The organism is Marinobacter sp. OP 3.4 (genome assembly GCF_036224885.1).
Taxonomy (GTDB): Bacteria; Pseudomonadota; Gammaproteobacteria; order Pseudomonadales; family Oleiphilaceae; genus Marinobacter.
On record NZ_JAVVLT010000015.1, the window covers coordinates 37924 to 58794 of the forward strand.

16 protein-coding genes and 1 pseudogene are annotated in these 20871 nt (G+C 61.1%); 6 read left to right on the top strand and 11 right to left on the bottom strand.

The genetic code is table 11. The features are described from left to right. Positions 1-10 precede the first annotated feature (10 nt). Positions 11-982, top strand: a complete 972-nt coding sequence (locus RO069_RS02515; protein WP_328185151.1) for a transposase — start codon at positions 11-13, stop codon at positions 980-982. Between the two features lie 266 nt (positions 983-1248). Here RO069_RS02515 and RO069_RS02520 read toward each other — a convergent pair. The 6 genes and pseudogenes from RO069_RS02520 to RO069_RS02545 all read right to left on the bottom strand — a co-directional run. Continuing rightward, positions 1249-1895: pseudogene (locus tag RO069_RS02520) on the bottom strand (transposase); the annotation flags it as partial. A 230-nt stretch (positions 1896-2125) separates the two neighbouring features. Further along, positions 2126-2770 (bottom strand): hypothetical protein, encoded by a 645-nt coding sequence (locus RO069_RS02525; protein ID WP_328185153.1) that lies wholly within the window; start codon positions 2768-2770, stop codon positions 2126-2128. An 88-nt stretch (positions 2771-2858) separates the two neighbouring features. Then, positions 2859-4160 (bottom strand): hypothetical protein, encoded by a 1302-nt coding sequence (locus RO069_RS02530; RefSeq protein ID WP_328185155.1) that lies wholly within the window; start codon positions 4158-4160, stop codon positions 2859-2861. A gap of 570 nt (positions 4161-4730) precedes the next feature. After that, positions 4731-5531 (bottom strand): inositol monophosphatase family protein, encoded by an 801-nt coding sequence (locus RO069_RS02535; protein ID WP_328185157.1) that lies wholly within the window; start codon positions 5529-5531, stop codon positions 4731-4733. Positions 5532-5606: 75 nt separating this feature from the next. Further along, positions 5607-6764, bottom strand: a complete 1158-nt coding sequence (locus RO069_RS02540; RefSeq protein ID WP_328185158.1) for an HlyD family secretion protein — start codon at positions 6762-6764, stop codon at positions 5607-5609. Between the two features lie 19 nt (positions 6765-6783). Beyond that, positions 6784-8346, bottom strand: a complete 1563-nt coding sequence (locus tag RO069_RS02545; RefSeq protein ID WP_328185161.1) for a DHA2 family efflux MFS transporter permease subunit — start codon at positions 8344-8346, stop codon at positions 6784-6786. 139 nt (positions 8347-8485) lie between these two features. Between RO069_RS02545 and RO069_RS02550 the strand changes: the two genes are divergently transcribed. After that, positions 8486-9424, top strand: coding sequence for a LysR family transcriptional regulator (locus RO069_RS02550; protein ID WP_328185163.1), 939 nt, complete (start codon positions 8486-8488; stop codon positions 9422-9424). 147 nt (positions 9425-9571) lie between these two features. Continuing rightward, positions 9572-9784: a hypothetical protein gene (locus tag RO069_RS02555; RefSeq protein WP_328185165.1), complete on the top strand. Its 213-nt coding sequence runs from the start codon at positions 9572-9574 to the stop codon at positions 9782-9784. A 61-nt stretch (positions 9785-9845) separates the two neighbouring features. Here the strand turns inward: RO069_RS02555 and RO069_RS02560 are convergent, their stop codons facing one another. From RO069_RS02560 to RO069_RS02570, 3 genes are all read right to left on the bottom strand, one after another. Then, positions 9846-11147 (bottom strand): pyridoxal phosphate-dependent aminotransferase, encoded by a 1302-nt coding sequence (locus RO069_RS02560; RefSeq protein WP_328185167.1) that lies wholly within the window; start codon positions 11145-11147, stop codon positions 9846-9848. A 115-nt stretch (positions 11148-11262) separates the two neighbouring features. Then, entirely contained in the window at positions 11263-12954 is a 1692-nt protein-coding gene (locus RO069_RS02565; protein WP_328185169.1) for an acetolactate synthase large subunit, read from the bottom strand. A 59-nt stretch (positions 12955-13013) separates the two neighbouring features. Next, complete coding sequence (locus tag RO069_RS02570; protein WP_328185171.1) at positions 13014-13331, bottom strand: DUF3301 domain-containing protein; 318 nt, start codon at positions 13329-13331, stop codon at positions 13014-13016. A gap of 158 nt (positions 13332-13489) precedes the next feature. Between RO069_RS02570 and RO069_RS02575 the strand changes: the two genes are divergently transcribed. The 3 genes from RO069_RS02575 (at position 13490) to RO069_RS02585 (ending at position 17741) form a co-directional block, all read left to right on the top strand. Beyond that, positions 13490-13996: a DnaJ domain-containing protein gene (locus tag RO069_RS02575; protein WP_328185173.1), complete on the top strand. Its 507-nt coding sequence runs from the start codon at positions 13490-13492 to the stop codon at positions 13994-13996. 102 nt (positions 13997-14098) lie between these two features. Beyond that, a complete protein-coding gene (locus RO069_RS02580) occupies positions 14099-16456 on the top strand; it encodes a glucose/quinate/shikimate family membrane-bound PQQ-dependent dehydrogenase (protein WP_328185174.1) in 2358 nt (785 codons plus the stop codon). 151 nt (positions 16457-16607) lie between these two features. Beyond that, complete coding sequence (locus RO069_RS02585; RefSeq protein ID WP_328185175.1) at positions 16608-17741, top strand: glutathione S-transferase family protein; 1134 nt, start codon at positions 16608-16610, stop codon at positions 17739-17741. A 36-nt stretch (positions 17742-17777) separates the two neighbouring features. Here RO069_RS02585 and RO069_RS02590 read toward each other — a convergent pair whose 3' ends face one another. After that, positions 17778-18770 carry an adenosine deaminase gene (locus tag RO069_RS02590; RefSeq protein WP_328185176.1) on the bottom strand — a complete coding sequence of 331 codons (993 nt, stop codon included), beginning with the start codon at positions 18768-18770 and terminating at the stop codon, positions 17778-17780. 65 nt (positions 18771-18835) lie between these two features. Continuing rightward, positions 18836-20836: a methyl-accepting chemotaxis protein gene (locus tag RO069_RS02595; protein WP_328185177.1), complete on the bottom strand. Its 2001-nt coding sequence runs from the start codon at positions 20834-20836 to the stop codon at positions 18836-18838. Positions 20837-20871: the final 35 nt, after the last annotated feature.

Below are 20871 nucleotides of genomic sequence, written 5' to 3' on the forward strand. Positions count from 1 at the left end.
AAGGATTTCCATGCCCCGTCCCCGCGAACAACTGGTTGCCGTTAGCGACACTCCGTACTATCACATTGTCTCCCGGTGCGTGCGCCGTACTTACCTGTGTGGGTATGACCAGCAGTCCGGAAAGAGCTACGAACACCGGCGCCAGTGGATCGAAGAGCGGATTCGCCTGCTGTCATCGCTCTTTGCCGTTGACCTATGCGCCTATGCGGTCATGTCCAACCATTACCACCTGGTGGTAAAGCTTTGTCCGGAGCAGGGCGAGGAATGGACAGATGAGGAGGTGCTGGCACGCTGGAGCAGCCTCTACAAAGGGCCCCTTATCGTCCAGCGGTACCTCAAGGGTGAATCGTTGATCGAAGCAGAGCGCCGGTTTCTGGAGCGAACGGTAGAGGTCTATCGGCAACGGCTGACGGATCTGAGCTGGTTCATGAAGTGCTTGAATGAACCCATAGCTCGGGAAGCCAATCGGGAAGACGACTGTACCGGGCACTTCTGGGAATCAAGGTTCAAGTCCCAGGCGTTACTGACCGAACAGGCTTTGCTGAGCTGTATGGCCTATGTCGATCTGAACCCGGTGAGGGCGGCCATGGCCGAGACGCCGGAAACCTCGGATCACACCAGTATCAAGGAAAGGCTGATGCCCCGGTTCGACCTCGGGCAGGCTATCCAGAAGCAGATGGATTCAGGGTACCTGCGGCAGTTTCCGGTATCCCTCAAGCCGCTCCTGACATTCGAGGGCAACCAGCGGAATGATGTAGTGCGCGGTATCCTGTTCAGCCTGCAGGACTATCTGGAACTGGTGGATTACACCGGACGAGTCATTCATCCCACCAAGCGGGGTCATATTGCCGAAGACCTTCCATCGATCCTGACCCGCCTGGGGCTTTCGCCGGAAGAATGGTTAGAGGAAGCCTGCGGGTTTGAAGTCCGTTATGCTCGAAACCAACGGGCAGAACTGGGATGGCGACGACGAGTCGCCTGAATTCCTACCCCCGCCTGACATCTTGCTGACAATGGCTCAAGCCATGGGCCTCGCGCGGCCTGGATTTGGCCAAAACGGCCGAATTCAGGTCGATGCGATCAATTTTCGATCAGCGGTGCTGTGGTTGGTATTTATGGACCGGGGCTTGCCTCTCTGGGAGGACGGTTTGGGCGTTCCTTCTTTTGACATGCCTGTCCATAATTCTGTCCCTTCCTTCTTTTGACATGCCTGTCCATAATTCTGTCCCTGTCCATAATTCTGTCGAACAGACTGTCGTTCATGAAATCCATCGACCAGCACCGATTAACGGTGACTGGTACGCTCAATGGCTCCGGGTTTCGGGTCGGGAGTCGTTTCTTGCCCCGTCGTCGTTTATTCAGGTTGAGTGCACAATACAGCCGGTGTACCCGCTTGTGATTCCATCCGTGACCCCAGCGTCGCAGCACCTTGAACAGTTTGCTGAAGCCGTAGGCGGGATAGCGTTCAGTCGCGCTCTGAAGCGCTGCAATCACCGGTTCGTCCCGGAAAGTGTCCGGCCGATACCGGTACACAGAGTCACTGATGCCAGCGATTCGGCAGGCTCTACGGATGCTGACACCATGCGCCTGCTTGAGTTAATCCACCAGTTCTCGTCGAACGGCTGGCTTTACAGCTTTTTTTCAATCACATCCTTGAGCAGTTTGTGATCCAGGCTCAGCTCCGCGTACATCTGCTTCAGCCGGCGGTTTTCCTCTTCAAGCTCCTTGAGGCGCTTCACATCAGAGGCTTCCATGCCGCCGTACTTGGATTTCCAGTTGTAGTAGGTCGCATCGGAGATGCCGTACTCCCGGCAGACTTCCTTGACCAAGCGACCGCCCTCGACCTCCTTCAGGATCTTGACGATCTGGGACTCGCTGTACCGTGATTTCTTCATGTCGTTCTCCGTTTGCCTCATTGTAGGCCGGAGAACTCTAATTACGCATGCACCGATTTTAGGGGATGGTTACACATGGGCCTCACGCGGTCTGGATTTGGCCAAAACGATCGAAAATTGATCGATTTGTGATCAACGGTGTGGTGATTGGTATTTATGGACCGGGGCTTGTCTCTCTGGGGGAGTGATTGGACGTTTCTTCTTTGTGTGTGTCTGTCCATGGCTGCTAACTATGCCTCATCATTGTGTTCTCTCTCCATGGCATTTTTAAACCTGATTTTCAAGAAACGGATATCGTCATCGTACCTCTGATTAGAATTAAATTCGGCGAGGCTCTTTACGAGATCTTCAAAGGATTCTATGATGTATTCGTCATGCTCCAAAGTATTCCTATCTAATTCTGGAAGGCACTTGTTATTTATCAGTTTTAGTGCTCTTCTGAGGTTGACTTCTTTTTCCGATTTAATGTGATTGGTCGCTGCCCTAGTTAAGCTATAAAAAGCTGCAAGATAGCTTCCATCTCTAATGTTCATGCTGGCTTGCAAGTGCAAGCTGGCACCTAAGGCTCCGGACACTTCTTTTTCTAGCTTGTTTTCAATATACTTGATTTTATCATGATGCTCCTTTTCTTTTTCTTCGTATTCTTCGCGTATGCGAGTAACGGCATCTTGCATGTCTTCGTTGAGCTCTTCTTTTATCTTTTCCTTTATTTCCTGATGTTCCAGTCTAAATAGCCTTTTTTGATATAGAGAAATAAGGATTGGCATAATGACGCCAGCAAATGTAAGTACAGCTACCGTGATAATTACAAGCTGGTTGAAGGACTGTGAGTAGAATTGATTAACGGTTTCAAGTATTTTTAGAGTGTCTTGCATTTTTGTCCTTATATAGGATTTTATTACGGTAGCGATGCCTTTTTATGTGTCCGTCCGCGGTTTTCTATGTGTTCCTTACTTTGCTCGACTAGATTTTGATTGGAGAGCTAGAACAGATAAGAACTTTTTTTGCTAAAAACTGAATTAGCTCAATATCGAAACCCAACTTCTCTGCTTCCTCTGTATACGGAAGTAGCAATTCAAGCTCTGTATCTCCATCCTCAGATTTAACGTGCACTACCTTGCACCGAATATCGTATACTCGGTCTGCCACTTGCCCTATGAGGTCGGCACCCTTGTTCTTTAAGTTTACTGTGCAATGTGTTAAACCCTTTTGTTTAGAGGAAAAAAATTCCGCACGTTTTGGGTTTTCTTCTATAAACTCCTCTAGCTGCGATGTGTCGATACATTCTCTTAGGGTGGCTTTGAGTTGATCTCGCTCACTTCCATATCCGCCCGAGCGTGCACTAAGAGCTACTGTGATTCTTGAGATATCCGAATCTTTTTCAACTTGAAACGAAGGATCTTTCAGTATCGCTCTAACCTTACGATTCAATTCGGCCTTAAAATAAACTGGGAAGTAGAACTCAACGACTTGGTAAAATGCTAAGAACTGGAGAAGAGGCATGTTTACTGCGCTTCGGCCATACCAATATAACGACATTGCACCTTCATCGTATTCATACTTGGGGAATTCTGGCCCTTCCATTTCATTTGCGACTAATGTTCGGAACCGGCGCTCTCTCTTCCTAAGAAGAGCAGGGGCCAAACCATTTTTAACTTCAACCTCAAAAAATAAGGAGTGACATAGCTTTTCAAGCAATCCTATTGCTTCAGCATGAGTTGAAATTCTTGAATGGATTTCGATGCTTATCCCAAGAGAGCTTTGAACGTTGGCTAGGGTCTTCAGTTCTGAGCTACAAGGGCGGATAAGAATTTTGGTCCGCGCTGGCCCTCCTCGATTGGGCGCGGTCAACTCCAAGGGTTCAAATGTTCTATCCCTAGCAATCTGGACTCCAAACGCCTTTAAGATACGCCTGTGTAGAAATCGGTTTGGAAGTGGTGTTTCGGTAATGACCGTAAAGGCAGCCTCTATAATATTCTTATCATATCGGCAAATAGCTGCATAGTTCCCAACTATTGTATATTTCTCGAAATCCATGCTATTGAACTCTTCGAGATCTTCCACCTCCCACAGAGTAACATCACGCTTTCGTCGCCCAGATGGGAGGCTAACAACAAAATTTACATCAATGACTCCAAAATCTTCTCTATCTGAAAAGTCCTCATAATCGATACCTGCCAAGTCACATCTGCCGACTATTTCATTTATTAATTCTTCCGCCCGCTCGGCACGATATATTTCTTCTTCGTCGAATTCTTCTGTCATCTTTATTCCTAAATCTAATATTTTGAGTAAGCCGTCAATTTATAGTGGTAGCGTAAAGTTGCTCGACTTGGTTCATTTTTTAGCCTTTCGTTTCCAGGTCGAGAGCTAACGAGGCTGTAGAAAAAACCGCCCCTAATTTTGATCGCGTTCCTATGTAAAATCTGGGTGAGTTTTCGGCTATGAGTGTTCCAGATTTCAAGAATGGGTCCGATTTTTAGCTCAATTTTTTGATCATTTTCTGGTCGAGAAAGATCGCCGACCTTTTTCTACAACCTCAACGCTTCACATTGTTTATTATATCGGGATCTCGGCGGACCTCAGTGCGAATAGATCAATCAGTGCCTTAGAGAACTTGTTTATCTTAGACCTCTGCCCAGTAACGACTTCCGTATGATACTGCCGATTTTGTTTTGGCTGGTGTGCCTGTCCATTGGCTTTGGTACCTCGTGAACGGAGTCAGGATGTACAGTGACAGTATTCCCTTGACGTCATCTGGCCCACAATCAACATCCCTACTAAAAAACGACACACTCCAAACCTACCACAAAAATACCCCATGACCAGTCCAACTCACCCAGAGGCAGAAACCAACAACGCCCGAACCCCATCATAGATCCCCGGCGCCGTAATCACGTTGTCCTTACCCCAAAGATCCTCCGGATACCCCTCAGGCACCTCCGAGAAATGCCCGGCCTTCGCCCCAGCCTCCCGAGCAATCAACTTAGCCGCCGCAAAGTCCCACGGACTCACAGTCTCGTAATAGGCATCCAGCCGCCCGCAGGCCACCCAGCAGATATCCAGCGCGGCGGAGCCGATGCGGCGCAGGTCGCGGCAGTGGTGGATCATGACGTTCAGGCGGCGGACCAGGGGTTCCAGGTTGTCCTTGGTGTAGGGGAAGCCGGTGGCGAACAGGGACTGGCGCAGGTCAGTGGCGCCGCTGTGTTGGATGGGCCCGCCGTTGAGGGTGGCGCCCTGGCCTTTTTCCGCGCGGAAGGTTTCGTTGGCGAAAGGCGCGTGCACCACGCCCACCTGTACCCGGCCTTTTTCGGCCCAGGCGATGGACACCGCTACTTGGGGGTGGCCGTAGGCGTAGTTCACGGTGCCGTCGATGGGGTCGACGATCCACAGCGGGGTGTCCAGTTCCTCCGCCTGGGTGAGGTCGGGCATGGTTTCCTCGGAGAGGATGCGGTGGTCCGGGTAGGCCTGGCGGATGGCGTTGGTGATGTATTCGTCGGCCATCACGTCGGCGTGGGTGACCAGTTCGGTCTGCTGTTTGTAGTCGGTGCGAAGGGTGTTCTGTTCCCGCTCCCGGCGGATCAGTTCGCCCGCCTCACGGGCGATGCGTTCGGCGAAGTCGGCAATCTCGGACATGGGGCGGCTCTCCCTGAAGGTGTGGCGGAAAGATATGACGGAAAGCTCTCACCATTGCAGGAAGCGCCCCGGGAATCAATCGGTGGCGATGGCGATCACCACCATCATGCCGGGGCTCAGCAGGTGGCGGTCCCCCTCGTCCACGGAGATCCGCACCGGGATGCGCTGGGTGACCTTGGTGAAGTTGCCGGACGGGTTGGAGCTGGGGATCAGCGCGAACTCGCTGGTGGCGGAGCGGCCAATGGTCTGCACCTGGCCGGAGAAGTTGTGGTCGGGCCAGGCGTCCACGTGGATATTTACCTTCTGGCCCACGGCCAGATTGCGTACGTCGGTTTCCTTCACCTTCGCCTCGATCCAGATGTTGTTCGGCTGGTACATCATCAGGATGGGCTGGCCGGCGGACAGGTATTCGCCGGTTTCCACAAAGGTGCGGGCGACCACGCCGGCGGCGGGCGCGTTGACGGTCATGTCTTCCAGCCGGGCCTGCTGTTTGCGGACATCCGCCTTGGCTTCCGCCAGTTCCTGCCGGGTGATGGCGGTCTGGGCCTCCAGCAGTTCCGGGGTGGGCAGGCTCATGGTGCTGCCGGAGAACAGGCCAAGGGCGGCGCTGTCCCGCTGGGACTGGCGCAGGGCCACCTGCTGGCGGGCGGTCTCCAGCCGGGCCCGGGCGGCCAGCCGGTTGTAGTAGTCACGGTCCCGCTGCTGTTTCGACAGGGAGCCGGACTGGAACAGGGTGTCGGCCCGCTGCCAGGCCTGCTCCGCGTCTTCCAGTTCCACTTCCGCCACTTTCAGCTCGGCCCGGGCCGCGGCCAGTTGCTGTTCGGCGTTGGCGATGCCGCCCTGCAGCTGCCGGCGGGCCTGTTCGGCCTGCTGCTGTTCAAGGGCCAGTTGTGCCTCCATGCGGGCCACCCGGGCCTGGCGCTGCTCCAGCTCCAGCTGTTCCGGGCGGCTGTACAGGTTCGCCACGGTCTGGCCGGCACCCAGCTCGTCACCATTGTCCAGGGTGAAGGTGTCCACCCGGCCGGGCAGGCGGGAGGATACGGTGACCAGGTCGGTGGTTACGCTGGCGTTGTCCTCCACCACGTGGGTGGTGCGGTACCAAAGCCACTGGCCCAGCCACACCAGGCCGGCCACCACCAGCAGGGCCAGCAGCAACAGCCTGGCCATGCGGCCGGGGCGCATGGCGGGCTTGCGGTTGTCGGCGGTGGAGTTGTTGTTCTTGTCATCAGCCATGGAATGGGTCCGTGTCGGGTCAGTCGGTTGCGTGTTGGGGTGTCCGGCTCCAGCGGCTCAGCAGCCAGGCCGGGATCACCACGAAGGTGAGCGAGACCATCACCAGCCAGAAGCCGTCCTGGTAGGCCATGATGGTGGCCCAGAACTGCTCGGTGGCGCCGAGCTTCTGCAGGGCGGCGGTGGTCTGCCAGGCGTCCGGCACGCCGGTGCCCGCCAGCAGGTCCCGCCAGTGGTCTGCGGTGGCCATGGCGGTATCGTTGCCCGGTGTCATCCCGGTGCTGATATGGCTGCCGTGCCAGGTAATGCGCCGGTCCATCATCAGGACCAGGGCGGCGGTACCGAAGGCCCCGCCCATCTGCAGCATGAAGTTGATCACGCCGGAGCCGTAGCCGGTCAGCGCCGGTGGCAGCGAGCCGATGGCCCCGGACAGGGTGGGCGGTGGAAACGACGCCATGCCCATGCTCATCAGGGTCAGCGCCAGGGCCAGGTAGAAGAACGAGGTGTAGGCGTCGGACAGCGAGAACAGGTAGACCGCGAAGATGGCAAAGGCCAGCCCCGGCAGGGTCATGTAATGGGCCGGGTAGCGGTCACTCAGGCGACCGACGATGGGCACCAGTACTGCCAGTACCAGGGTGGAGGGCAGGAACAGCAGCCCCGTGGTCACCGGCCGGAAATGCAGGATGCCCTGGGAGAACAGCGGCAGCAGGTACATGATGGCGTAGAAGGCACCACCAAACACGAAGATGGCCAGGCAGCCCGCCACGAACGCCCGGTGGCGGAATATACCCAGGTCCAGCAGCGGAAAGGCGGTGCGCCGCTGCCACCACACGAACCCGGTCCCGAGCAACAGCGACAGCCCCACCAGGCCGACCACCGCCAGGCTGTCCCAGCCCCAGCGTTGGCCGTTGGACAGGGCGGTGAGCAGGGCAAAGATGCAGGCGAACAAACCGGTGGCGCCGGGCCAGTCGAAGGGCGGGCGCGGGCCGGTCTCCTCCCGGGTGGGCAGGAACAGGTAGCCCATCACCATGGCCGCCAGGCACATGGGTGGGGTGACGAAGAACACGTAGCGCCAGGTGAAGGTCTCCACCAGCCAGCCACCGATCACCGTGGCCAGGGTCAGGGGCAGCCCCAGGCACATGCCGTAGATGGCGGTGGCCATGCCCCGTTCATTGGCGGGGAACACCGAGAACATGGCGTCCAGCGCCAGGGGTCGGATAAGCCCGGTCATGGCCCCCTGGACCACCCGGGCCGCCACGATCGCTGCCATACTGGTGGCCAGGCCGCCGATGATGGAGGCCACCACAAAGGTAGCCAGTAGCCCCACAAAGGTGGCCCGCTGGCCAAAGGCCCGCACCAGCCAGGGAGCGATCAGCAGCGCCACCGTGGTGGCCGCCAGGAAGCCGGTGGAAATCCACTGCACCTGCACATCGCTCAGCCCCAGCGAACCCTTGATATAGGGCGTGGCCACGTTGACGATGGTAATGGACATGCCCAGCGCCACCAGCCCCAGCAGCATGGTGAGGGTAACGAGCCACTTGTATTTGGGCCCGTAACGCTGGAACATCAATTCCACTTGAGACATGGGGCATCCGGCTGGGGTGGAACAGGCTGAAAGGCCAGGGGTTCTGGCCCATCGGATAGCATAAATCCGGTGGCAATGGCAGACTTCGTCGTTTCCGACGATTTAGCAAGCTGATCAATTGTAGGGTAGAGGCGGGCGTTTGAAAAACCAGGAACTGACACTGCTGTACATCTTCGATGCCATCATGACCGAAGGCTCCATCACCCGGGCGGCGGAGCGCCTGTCCATGACCCAGCCGGCGGTGTCCAACGCGGTATCGCGCATGCGCCATGCGTGGAGTGATCCGGTGTTCGTCAAGAAAGGCCGAAAGATCGAGCCCACGTCCTTCGCCCTGAGCCTGTGGGACCAGGTGCGCGGCCCCATGCACGAGCTGTCCCGGGCGGTGACCACCAGTAACTTCGACCCCGCCACGTCCCGGCGCAAGTTCCGGGTGGCCCTGTCGGACCTGATCCTGGACATGCTCTGGCCACCGCTGGTGAATCGGCTGGAGAAGGAAGCGCCGGGCATTGACCTGCACGCCGTGCCCTATACGGTGGAAGGCGCCCACCTGCAGTTGCGGGAGGCTCATGTGGATCTGGCCATCGGCATGCTGCAGGAGCACGACCACAGCCTGCGCAGTACCTGGCTGCTGGACAGTGGCTATGTGCTGGCCATGCGGGAGGGGCACCCCCTGGCCGGACGACCGGTGACACTGGAGGAATTCCTGGATGCCCGCCACCTGCTGATCTCCCTGTCCGGCGACACCCACGGGCCGGTGGACACGGTGCTGGACCGGATGGGGCTCAGTCGACGGGTGGCGGTGACGGTGAACCAGTACCCGACCATTCCGGAACTGTTGCGGTCATCGGACATGATCACGGCGCTACCCGTTGGCATGGTGCAGGACGCCCAGTTCCGGGAAGGTCTGTGGCTGACCCACCTGCCCATCGACGTGGACCCCATCAACGTCTATCTCATCTGGCACGCCCGCCATGACCGGGACCCGGGGTTGATCTGGATGCGGTCGCTGGTGGAGTTCCTGATCCTGGAGGAATGGCAGGACATTATCGAACAGATCGGTACACAGCAGTGCGAATGAATCATCATTTAAAATGATGTGATGAATACTGCTAAACAATTTTTTTGATTGGCGCAACTCCTCAATAATACAACCATCGAGATCAGCCAAGAGCTTCAAGCGCTGATACCCGACGAGTTCAATTATTCATTTCTGAGGAGTTCAATCATGTTCGGTATCAATGCAAACCTGAAGAAAACCGCCGCCATCGCCGCTATCGCCGTAGCCGGTGTCATGGGTGCCGCCAACGCCAGCGCCCAGCAGTACTGGATGGAAGAAGTTCTGGAGCAGCAGCTCGCCGAAGAGTCCGCCCAGGACACCAAGGCAGCGGAAACCGCTGACCAGGAAGCGGAAGAGAAAGCCGACAGCAACGCTTCATGAGTTGCTGAACGGGCCCTGACCGAGATCCGGCCAGGGCCCGATGTTTTTATTGCCCCTCGTTTTACAGTCCCTTCAGCCAGGATTCGATCCGTTCCATGGCCTTGACCAGCTTCGGGCTGGCCTGCTGGACGAAGTCCTCTCCCTCTGCAAGATCCTGGTCCGCAAACTCGCCGGCGGCGAGCTTCAGGGCCTCCGCACCATCGAAGTCCACGAACGCCAGGCGCGCGCTGAGCTGGTCCGGCACGAAGCCGAAGTCGCTGGCCGGCAGCATGGCGACACCGGTATCTTCCAGCAGCCGCTTGCAGAAGGCCGCGCTGGTCTTGATGTCCTGCCTTGCCAGGCCGTCGCGGTAGGCGGAGAAGTCCGGGAACAGGTAGAAGGCGCCTTCCGGCTTGCGCACATCCACGTTCATGTCTGTCAGGCGCCGGTGCACATACTCGCCGATGGCCTTGAGTATGCGGCGGGAATGTCGCAGGTACTCGTCAATGTCCTCGCCGCCATTGAAGGCGGTGATGCCCGCATACTGGATGGGCGCCGCCGTGGAGGTGAAGGTCTCGCTGGCGATAATCGCCATGGCATCCTGCAGGGGCCGCAGCTCCGGCGGGAAGATGAAGGCCCCCAGGCGCCAGCCGCCGGCCCCCAGCCATTTGCTCATGCCGGTACTGATAATGGTGCCCTCGGGGTAGTAGCGGGCAATGGACTTGTGGCGGCCATCGAACTGTACCTCCCCGTAGATCTCATCCGACAGCAGGATCAGCCGGTACTTGCGGGCCACGTTGGCAATGGCCAGCAACTGGTCGTCGGTGTAGGTGCAGCCGGTGGGGTTGGACGGGTAGTTGAGGATCAGGATGCGGGGACGGGTGGGGTCGTCCCGGCAGATGATGTCCAGCTCGTCGGCGGTGAGCTGCCAGTTGTTCTCCGCATGGGTCGGCAGCCAGTGCACCGACCGCCCGATAATCCGGGCCTGGGGCGCGTAGGACACCCAGCTGGGGCGGGGGATCAGCAGGTCGCCGTAGTAGGCCAGTTGCAGGATGAACAGCAGCTCCTTGGAGCCGGGGCCGATCAGCACGTCCTCCCAGTTGCAGCGCATGCGCTCGGCCCGGTTGATGTAGCCGGAAATGGCCTCCCGCAGGCCCTTCAGGCCCTTCACCGGCAGGTAGTCCTTCTCCGCGGCATGTTCCCGCAGCGCCGCCACCACCCGGTCCGGCACCGGGAAGGGCGACTGGCCCAGACCCAGCTTGATGATATCGCGGCCCTCGGCGCGGAGCTGGTTACTCAGCTCATTGATGCGAAGGGTGGCGGAAGGCTGGATGCCCCGCACATTGAGGTTGATGGCGTAGCGGTGTTCGTTCTGGATATCCATGGGCCTTTACTTGCGGTGGTCGTAAGGTGGGTGACACCCGCAGTATAGGCAAGATCCGTCGTTGCGCGGGACGGTTCTCCGGTAGGTGATTGCCGAAGGTGGCCCATTGCTGGCGCTACTGGCAGTCGGCGTTCAGGTCCCGGGTCAGTTCCGCCAGTTGCCGGTTGAATACCCGGTCGTTCTCGCTGTAGTCCACGGGCACGTCCACCAGGTGCACGCCGCCTTCCTTCATGGCCCGCTCCAGCGTGGGTTGCAGGTCGTCGGCGCGGGTTACCTGGTGCCCGCTGGCGCCGTAGGACTCGGCGTAGCGCACAAAATCCGGATTGCCGTAGTCCAGGCCGAAGTTGGGGAATCCATCCTGGGCCTGTTTCCACTTGATCATGCCGTAGGCGTTGTCGTTGATGATCATGATCACCAGGTTCAGCTTCAGCCGCACGGCGGTTTCCAGCTCCTGGCTGTTCATCATGAAGCCGCCGTCGCCGCAGATGGCCATGACCTTCTGCTGCGGGTACAGCATGGCCGCCATCATGGCACTGGGCAGACCGGCCCCCATGGAGGCCAGGGCGTTGTCCAGCAGCACCGTGTTGTTGTCGTAGGCCTTGTAGTTGCGGGCGAACCACAGCTTGTACATGCCGTTGTCCAGGGCGATGATGCCATCGTCCGGCATGACCCGGCGCACATCCCGCACAATGCGCTGGGGGATGATGGGGAAGCCGTTGTCCTCGCAGCGGTCCTCCAGGTGGGCTTCCAGGGCGTCCTTGACCCGCAGGAACTCGGTGAAGTCGTGGCTGGAGCAGCGTCCGCAGTGGTCCGCCAGCCATTCCACGGTATTGGCGATGTCGCCCACCACCTCGTGCTGGGGGAAGTAGACCGGGTCCACGTCGGCACCACTGAAGTTGATGTGGATCACCTGCTTGCCACCGGGGTGCATGAAGAAGGGGGGCTTCTCCACCACATCGTGGCCCACGTTGATCACCAGGTCGGCGTGGTCGATGGCGCAGTGGACAAAGTCTCCGCTGGACAGCGCCGCGTTGCCGATGTAGCGGGGGTGGCGTTCGTCCACCACACCCTTACCCATCTGGGTGGTGAAGAAGGGAATGTCCGTGGTGTTCACCAGGTGGATCAGGGCCTGGGACACCCGCTTGCGGTTGGCGCCGGCGCCGATCATGATCAGCGGGTGCTTCGCGTCGCGGATCATGTCCGCCGCCTTCTGCAGGCTCTTTTCACTGGCGGTGGGGCGGCGGGCATCGCTGGGCGAGAAGATATGGGTGTCCGGCGTGGCCAGCTCTGCGGCGATGTCCTCCGGCAGTTCCAGGTGCACCGCACCGGGCCGTTCTTCCGCCGCCAGGCGGAAGGCCTCCCGCAGTTTGGCGGGAATGGTGTTGGCGTTACTGATCTGCCGGGTGTATTTGGTCAGTGGCCGCATCAGGTCCACCACGTCGAGGATCTGGAACAGCCCCTGCTTGGACGACTTGATGGGCTTCTGTCCGGAAATCATCATCATGGGCATGGCGCCCAGCTGGGCATAGGCCGCGGCGGTGACCAGGTTGGTGGCCCCGGGGCCCAGGGTGGACAGGCACACGCCGACCCGCCCGGTCAGTCGCCCGTAGGTGGCGGCCATGAACCCCGCCGCCTGTTCGTGGCGGTTCAGCACCAGTTCGATGGACGACTCCCGCAGGGCTTCCAGCAGGTCGAGGTTTTCCTCCCCCGGCACGCCGAAGATATAACGCACGCCTTCGTTTTCCAGGGCACGGACAAACAGTTGTGCGCCGGTGAGGGCTCCTTCGGTGCGGGTTTCGTCGGTCATGGATCCGGTCTCCTGATCAGTCGTCATCAATTCGGATAGTCGTGGCTTCAATGCCCCGGTTACTGCTGGAAGCGATGGGCCTGCAACTCGATGTGCTCCACCCGCTGCCCCAGCATAATGATACGGCCAAGATAGCGCTCTTCACCCGTAGTGGTGAAATCAAACAGGAACCGCCGCCATACCCGCAACTGGCCCTGCCGGTCCCGTTTGAACCAGAGGCCCCGCAGGTACACGGCGTCGTCCAGCAGCATCACATCCATGCGTTTGCAGTAGTTCCGGGCGGCGGCCAGCACGGAATCCTTGATGGCCTTGGCCCGCCACCAGTACCAGATGGCGAATCCGGCAATAAAGAGCCAGGTCAGGGTGGATAGGGTCACGGGTTGCTTCCATGTCTTGGGATCATTCAAAAGCCTACACTCCCGCGCGGAAGGTGAAAAGACGGCAGCACGAAAGCGGCCCGGAATATGACGTGCTGTCATTCATCTGCCGTCCGGGGCGTGTAGAATCAGACCGGAACATATCGGAGAGACTCTGCATGCAATGGATCCTGGGGCTCGCGCTGGCCGCCCTGCTTTTCTATGTCCTCAAGCGATGGGGTGCCCTGGACCCCACACAGAAAAAGGCCGCCACCTGGAAGATCGTGCTGGCGGTGGCCGGGGTGCTGCTGGTGTTCATGGTGCTTACCGGGCGGGTGCATGTGCTGACTGCCGCGGTGGCGGCGCTGATTCCGCTGCTGCGCAAACTGCCGTCGCTGCTGCAGTTCCTGCCCCATGTGCGGCGTCTGTTTGGTGAGAGGGATCCCGAAGAGGGTTCCGGGGAAGGGCAGGAGCGCCGGCGCCAACAGGCGGCATCCTCCGGGCAGATGTCCGAGCGGGAAGCCTGTGAGATCCTCAACGTGGAGCCAGGCTGCAGCCGTGACGAGATCGTGGCGGCCCACCGCCGGCTGATGCAGAGGATCCATCCGGACCGTGGTGGCAACGATTACCTCGCCGCCAAGGTCAATGAAGCCAAGTCGGTGCTGCTGGGCAAGCGCGGCGCCTGAGCCCGATGTCTTAAACTCTGTTCACCTCCTTCAGCGCTGGTGGCAGGATGGCACTTAGGTGGCTATTTTTAGGGAAAGTCAGCGAAATCAAGGATCGACGCCATGGGTTTGCTTGCGGTTGTGTTCGTGGTTCTGGGGCTGGGCTTGATCATCGGCGGCGGCTGGTTGCTCAGCCTGGGGGGCAGCCTCTATTACCTGGTGGCCGGCCTGGTGCTGGTGGTGGTTGGTATCATGGCGCCCAGGCGCCGAACCACGGCCCAGGGCCTCTACGCCCTGTTCCTGATTGCCACGGCGGCCTGGAGTCTCTGGGAGTCGGGCTATGACTGGTGGCCCCTGGCCACCCGCATGGGCTGGTTCCTGCTGCTGGCCATTCCGCTGCTGATTCCGGCCTCCCGTAACGACCGGGGCCCGGCCCTGGGCCTGGGCGCGGTCTGGGCGGTGATCGGCGTGGCCCTGCTGGCCAGCATGCTGAACGATCCCCATCGTATCGAGGGTCGCCTGGGGGAAGAGGTGGTCATGGAGGACCCCCGCCTCGGGGACAGCCCGAGAGAAGACTGGCTGGCCTGGGGGCGGACCAACCTGGGCCAGCGCTATTCGCCCCTGGACCAGATCACCCCGGATAATGTCGACAACCTGGAGCTGGCCTGGCGCTACCAGACCGGTGACGTCAAGCAGCCGGAGGACACCGGGGAGACCACCTACGAGGTGACGCCCCTCAAGGTGGGCAACACCCTCTACCTGTGCACACCCCACAACTGGCTGGTGGCCCTGGATGCGGACACCGGCGACGAGCGCTGGGTCTACAAGGCGGGTATCGAGCCCAACAACCAGCGCCAGCACCAGACCTGCCGGGGTGTGTCCTATCTGCCCCCCGAGGCCGGCCCTGGCACCGCTCCCGCCGTGCGGACCATCAGCGGCCCGGCCGAGGACCAGTCACCGGTGAGTTGCGACGCCCACCTGTACCTGCCCACCGCCGATGCCCGCCTGCTGGCGCTGGACCCGGCCACCGGCGCCCGGTGCCAGGACTTTGCGGACAATGGTGAGCTGGACCTGCTGCACAACATGCCGTTCACCCAGTCCGGCTTCTACTACTCCACCTCACCGCCGGTGGTGGCCAACGGCGTGGTGGTGGTCGCCGGTTCAGTCAACGACAACTACGACATCAACTCCCCCTCCGGCGTGATCCGCGCCTACGACACCCACACCGGGGAACTGGTCTGGAACTGGGATTCCGGCAACCCGGAGCAGACTGACCCCATCGCCGAGAACGAGACCTACACCACCAGTTCCCCCAACAGCTGGTCCGTGGCCAGCGCCGACGAGGAGCTGGGGCTGGTCTACTTCCCCATGGGCAACCGTACCCCGGACCAGCTTGGCATGTACCGCTCCGAGCATGAGGAGCGCTTCTCCAGTTCGGTAGTGGCCCTGGAACTGGACACCGGCCAGGTGGCCTGGGTGCGGCAGTTCGTCCACCACGACCTATGGGACATGGACACCCCGGCACAACCCAGCCTGCTGGACCTGGAAACCGACGAGGGCGTGCAGCCGGCCCTGGTGGTTCCCACCAAGCAGGGGGATGTCTACGTGCTCAACCGGGAAACCGGCGAGCCGATCCACCCGATCACCGAGGAACCCGCTCCCCAGGGCGCCATCGAAGGGGACTACACCGCACCGACGCAGCCGGTGTCCGACCTCAACTTCAACCCGCCGCCGTTGCGGGAGGCGGATATGTGGGGTGCGACCCCCTTCGACCAGCTGGCCTGCCGCATCCAGTTCCGCTCCCTCAAGTATGAGGGGCGCTACACGCCGCCCAGCGAGCAGGGCACCATCGTGTACCCCGGTAACTTCGGGGTCTTCAACTGGGGCAGCATTGCGGTGGATCCGAAACGTCAGGTGATGTTCGGCATGCCCCTGTACATGGCCTTTGTCTCCAGACTGGTGCCCAACGAGGAAGGGGTCACGCCGGAAGGTCCGGTCAACCAGGGGGAGCAGGGCCTGAACAGCAATACCGGTGCCCCCTATTCGGTGGAGCTGAAACCGCTGATGTCGCCCCTGGGAATTCCCTGCCAGCAGCCCCCCTGGGGCTATGTGGCCGGTGCCGACCTGCGCACCGGGGAGGTTGTCTGGAAGCATCGCAACGGCACCGTGCGGGACATGAGCCCCCTGCCGGTCCCCTTCCGCCTGGGTGTGCCGGGCATTGGCGGACCGGTGATCACCGAGGGTGGCGTGGTGTTCCTGGCGGCCACCGTGGACGACTACCTGCGCGCCTATGACCTGACCACCGGCGAGCAGTTGTGGCGGGCCCGGCTGCCGGCGGGTGGCCAGGCCACTCCCATGACCTACCTGAACAGCCAGGGTGAGCAGATGGTGGTGCAGGTGGCCGGTGGTCACGGTTCCATCGGCACAACCCTGGGAGACTATGTAGTGGCCTACAAACTGGCGGAGGATGGGGACAACTGACCACCGGGTCTGCGTGATGGCCGCTAAAGCGTTATGATGATGCTCCCGTGGCAGCCAGTCTGCCCGCTACTCATACAATAACGCTCAGGGAAACGCGGGCCCATGGTTCAGGCCCGCGACTCCCGACCGGATCAGGAGGTCAGGACAACGCATGCCCAGCCAGGACACCCCACAACGTCTCTATGGTGTACCCCATTCCCTGTACACCGGAATCGCCCGCTGCTACCTGAGGACCCAGGGCATTCCCTACACCGAGATTCCCACGTCCCACCCGGACTTTGCCGAACGCATCATGCCCGTCATCCAGCGCAGCATTATCCCGGTGCTGGAAACGCCGGAGGGAGAGATCGTCCAGGACAGCCTGGATATCATCGATCACTTCGAGCAGCAGGGGGTGCGCTATTCCGCCTATCCCCAGGGGCTGTTGCAGCGGGTGCTGGCGATGATCATCGCGTACTACGGCACCCAGGCCATGCTGCCCCACGCCATGCACTACCGCTGGACCTACCGGGACGACCAGGAAGGCTTCCTGCGGGACCAGTTTGCGGCGGGCGCCGGTGCGGCCCTGGCGGACAAGATCATGTCGCGGATGAATTCCTACCTGCCGCAACTGGGGGTGAATGACCACACCATCCCCGAGATCGAGGCCTCCTACGAGCAGTTGCTGGATACCCTGAACGTGCACTTCGCGGAGCATCCGTACCTGTTCGGCGGGCGTCCGTCCATCGCCGACTACGGCCTGATCGGGCCGATGTTCGCCCACCTGGGCCGGGACCCGGTACCGGGCAATATCATGAAGACGCGGGCGCCCAAGGTGTTCCGCTGGGTGGAGCGGATGACCGCGCCGGGCCTGGATACCCCCGAGTTCCCCGGCTACGGCGACGACTTCGTGGCGGACGACGCCATCCCGGAAACCCTGGAACCCCTGTTGCGTCAGATCGCCGATGAGATCTTCCCGATGCTGACGGACAAGCTGGCGTTCATGGACGGCCTGATCCAGGAACAACAGCCGGAAGATGGCCAGCCGGTATCAGCGAAGCCGCACCAGCGTTACGTGGGGGCGGTGGAGACGTCCTTCCGGGGCGTGCCGGTACAGGCGGGCATCCAGCCCTACCTGGTCTATGTGCTGCGCAAGGCGGACGAGGCCCTGGCAACGGCGCCGGGCGAGGACCAGCGGCGGGTGCACGAGGCCCTGGCCGACCGGGGCCTGGCCGGCGCGCTGCCCGGGGAGCGGGGTTACAGTGTCGACCGGCGCAACCACATCGAGGTGTGGGAACGGCGCTGAGGCCCCTGGCCGGTGTTGCCAGCCCGGGGCTGACATTTACACCGCCGCCAGGTCCGCGAGCAGGGCCTGGCGGCGTGTCTCCGGCATGAAGGCTGCTTCCAGGGCGTTGCGGGCCAGTTGGCGGAAGGTGTCCTCGCTCCAGTCGAAGGCGGTGTGGCAGGCCCGGTAGTTGTCCAGCACGCCGCCGCCGAAGTAGGCGGGGTCGTCGGAGTTGATGGTCAGGGTCAGGCCCGCCTCCAGCAGGCGTGGCAGCGGGTGATCGGTCATCTGCTCCACCACTTTCAGCCGCACGTTGGACAGGGGGCAGACCGTCAGGGGGATGCGTTCCTCTTTCAGCCGCCGGACCAGGTCCGGGTCTTCCAGGCAGCGCACGCCATGGTCCACCCGGATCACCGCCAGGTCATCCAGCGCACTGTGGATATACGCCGGCGGGCCTTCCTCGCCGGCGTGGGCCACGCCCGGAATACCCAGTTGCCGGGCCCGGCGGAATACCTCCGCGAAGGGGCCGGGCGGGTAGCCCATCTCGGCACTGTCCAGGCCCACCGCATCGATACGATCCAGCCAGGGCTGTGCCTGCTCCAGCACCTCGGCGGCGCTGACCACCGGTTCGTCCCGCAGGAAGCTGAGGATCAGCCCGGTGCTGAGGTCCAGGTCCCTTTTCGCTTCATCCATCGCACCGAGCAGGCCTTCCATCTGCACATCCAGACTGATGCCCCGCTTCAGGTGGGCCTGGGGATCAAAGGACAGGTCCACGTGCACCACGCCCTCCGACGCCGCCCGGCGGAAGTAGTCCATGGCCAGGTCATGGAAGTCCCGGGGCGTCTGCAGTACCGCCATGCCCTGGTAGTACAGGTTGAGGAAGGATTGCAGGTCACTGAAATCGTACGCTGCCCGTACTTCCTCCACGGACCGGTAGGGCAGGTCGACGCCATTGCGCCGGGCCAGCCCGAACATCAGTTCCGGTTCCAGGGAACCCTCGATGTGCAGGTGCAGTTCGGCCTTGGGCAGGGCCTTGAGGAAGGTATCCATGTTGGTCTCCACAAATTGACTATTCTGGCAGCCACAATGGTGGCTGTCATCGAATGCCGGATTTCTCAGGTGGCATAGCGGCCGGACAGTGCCCGCAGTTCCTCCGCCAGCGACGCCTGCTCCCGGGTTACCTGGTTGATCTCCCGGGAGCCGGCCAGGGTCTGCTGGGAGGCCTCCCGCACGCTATCCATGCCACGGGCGATATCCTGGGTCACCGCTTCCTGTTCCTCCGCGGCGGTGGCGATCTGGCTGGCCATGCCGGAGATCCGGGCCACATCCTCGTTGATGGCGGCAAAGGTATCGGCCAGGTCACCGGCCTGCCGGGCGGTATCCAGGGCTTGCTGGTGACTGGTCCCCATGGCCTGGTGGGCGTTATCGGCAATGTCCCGGAAGCGGGCGATGATGGCCTCGATCTCCACCGTGGATTCGTGGGTCTGGCGGGCCAAGGTGCGCACTTCGTCGGCCACCACCGAGAAGCCGCGACCGTGTTCCCCCGCCCGGGCGGCCTCGATGGCGGCGTTCAGGGCCAGCAGGTTGGTCTGGTCGGCCACCTTCCTGATCATGTCCACCATGTTGGTGATCTCCAGGCTGGCGGCCCGCAGGTCTTCCATGGTGTCGCTCACCGACTGGATGGACGCCGCCAGTTGCTCCACCTGGGCCAGGCTTTCCCGCACCACGGTCTGCCCCTGCTGGTTGCGTTCGGTGGCGGTGTTCGCGGCGGTGGCTACGTCCTGGGTATTGCTTGAGATCTCGGCGGATGTGGCCGCCATCTGCTCGATGGCTGTCGCCGCCTGTTCCACTTCCCCCTGCTGGCGGGTGACCCGGTCCACGGCCTGGTTCGCCGTGGTGCTGGTCTGCTCGGTGGCACTGGCCAGTTGCACGCTGGCCTGGTCGATTCGGGTGATGGCCCCCCCAAAGGTTTCCAGCAAGCGGTTGAGGGCATGGCCGATACGCCCCATTTCATCCCGGCTGGTCACCTTGGTGCGAACGCCCAGGGTGCGCTGCTCGGTGACGGTGTCGATATCAGTGAGCAGGGTGCGGACCTGACCGCTGATGCTGCGCACAAGCAGCAGGGCAATGGCCACGAAGATCACCACGGCAATGACGGTAATGGCCAGCAACTGCCGCTGACCGGCCTTTGCCGTGGCCAGGCTTTGCGACGCCTGGGCGGCCATGGTGGTGACCACGTCGTTCTTGAGGGCGTAGAACTGGTCGATGCGGGTCGTGGCCAGGTCGAACCATTCGATGCCGGCCATGCCGATGTACCCGAATTCCGAGGACACCAGTTGCTCCCGCTGGCCGACAAAGGCCTGTGCGTCGTCGGAGGCAGCAAGGTCCCGCAGGCGACGGGCGGTTTCCGGGCCCAGCAGGTCACCGGTGGTGTCCAGCAGGGCCCGCTGTCGCCCGGCCAACTGGCTCAGGGCGGCGTAGGCGGCAAAGTCCGTGCTGCCTGAACGGATAATGGCGGCACCAGCAGCGCGCTCCCGCCCGGCCCATTCCGCAGCCATGGTCAGGGCGTGGTAACCGCTCAGTGTACGGCTGAGGCGACCGTCGTCGATCCGGGCGAGGATGTTAGGGGTGATTCCGATCATGTTCATGATGATGGCGGAATAGCGACCCGTCGCCTCGGGAATGGTCAGGATGGTGCTGTCTGCCTCGTCGCGAAGCCCCGGCAGGCCGGCGAGCTCTGCCTGTATCGACTCCAGGCGCTCGCGGGTGGGGCTGTCGGTTGGCAACAGCTCGATCAGTGATGACCGTTCCTGCCGGAATACTTCCAGTTGCTGGTCGGTGATCGCACGTTGCTCCTCCAGGCGCTCCACCGCGCGGGAATCGCTGCCGCCGGAGGCCAGCATCAGGGCCGTCAGGCCCCGCTCCTTCTGCAGGTGTTCGATCAGGGGATCGACGGCCTGGGTGATGGCCACCCGGTCCAGCAGGGCCCGGGTATTGTCCACCCTGACCGAACTGGACCAGAAGGCCGACAGGGAAAACCAGAGGATGGCCACCAGGGCCGGAAGGATAAGAAGCAGTAGCTTCCCACGCATGGAAAGATGATTCAGCCAGGACAAGGGTACCTCCATAACACGGTGACAACGCTCCAGGA

Coding starts and splice junctions, on each gene's coding strand:
- RO069_RS02515 (WP_328185151.1), top strand. CDS start 11: ATGCCCCGTCCCCGCGAACAACTGGTTGCCGTTAGCGACACTCCGTAC.
- RO069_RS02525 (WP_328185153.1), bottom strand. CDS start 2,770: ATGCAAGACACTCTAAAAATACTTGAAACCGTTAATCAATTCTACTCA.
- RO069_RS02530 (WP_328185155.1), bottom strand. CDS start 4,160: ATGACAGAAGAATTCGACGAAGAAGAAATATATCGTGCCGAGCGGGCG.
- RO069_RS02535 (WP_328185157.1), bottom strand. CDS start 5,531: ATGTCCGAGATTGCCGACTTCGCCGAACGCATCGCCCGTGAGGCGGGC.
- RO069_RS02540 (WP_328185158.1), bottom strand. CDS start 6,764: ATGGCTGATGACAAGAACAACAACTCCACCGCCGACAACCGCAAGCCC.
- RO069_RS02545 (WP_328185161.1), bottom strand. CDS start 8,346: ATGTCTCAAGTGGAATTGATGTTCCAGCGTTACGGGCCCAAATACAAG.
- RO069_RS02555 (WP_328185165.1), top strand. CDS start 9,572: ATGTTCGGTATCAATGCAAACCTGAAGAAAACCGCCGCCATCGCCGCT.
- RO069_RS02560 (WP_328185167.1), bottom strand. CDS start 11,147: ATGGATATCCAGAACGAACACCGCTACGCCATCAACCTCAATGTGCGG.
- RO069_RS02565 (WP_328185169.1), bottom strand. CDS start 12,954: ATGACCGACGAAACCCGCACCGAAGGAGCCCTCACCGGCGCACAACTG.
- RO069_RS02575 (WP_328185173.1), top strand. CDS start 13,490: ATGCAATGGATCCTGGGGCTCGCGCTGGCCGCCCTGCTTTTCTATGTC.
- RO069_RS02580 (WP_328185174.1), top strand. CDS start 14,099: ATGGGTTTGCTTGCGGTTGTGTTCGTGGTTCTGGGGCTGGGCTTGATC.
- RO069_RS02585 (WP_328185175.1), top strand. CDS start 16,608: ATGCCCAGCCAGGACACCCCACAACGTCTCTATGGTGTACCCCATTCC.
- RO069_RS02590 (WP_328185176.1), bottom strand. CDS start 18,770: ATGGATACCTTCCTCAAGGCCCTGCCCAAGGCCGAACTGCACCTGCAC.